The sequence below is a fragment of the Pantoea sp. GbtcB22 genome (assembly GCF_019091025.1).
In the GTDB taxonomy this organism is placed as follows: Bacteria; Pseudomonadota; Gammaproteobacteria; order Enterobacterales; family Enterobacteriaceae; genus Pantoea; species Pantoea leporis.
In genome coordinates this window covers 1-230 of record NZ_JAGXKB010001024.1, presented here as the reverse complement: position 1 = coordinate 230, position 230 = coordinate 1, and the positions used below count along the sequence as shown (strand labels likewise).

The following is a 230-nucleotide window of genomic DNA, read 5'->3' as shown; positions in this document are numbered from 1 at the left end:
GACTGACGGCCGAACAGCGTCGAGACGACGATCCCGATCGCGATGAACGACGAGAAGAGCGCGAGGCAGATGAGAATCAGCCGTCCGACGTTCTCGAAGGATTCGAAGGACCCGTACTCCCAGATCGCCAGCGTGTCGATCGACGTGAACGCGACCACGCAGTAGCCCGCGAGGACACTGACGGCACCCAGCAAGAAGCTCCACAGCAGCACCGTCTCGGTGCTGGCCGC

At 63.0% G+C, this 230-nt stretch carries 1 protein-coding gene; it reads right to left on the bottom strand.

Translation table 11 applies throughout. From position 1 onward, the window contains the following. Positions 1-230, bottom strand: a 230-nt coding sequence (locus KVT28_RS27385; RefSeq protein ID WP_217551501.1) for a hypothetical protein, incomplete at both ends; no start/stop codon positions are given.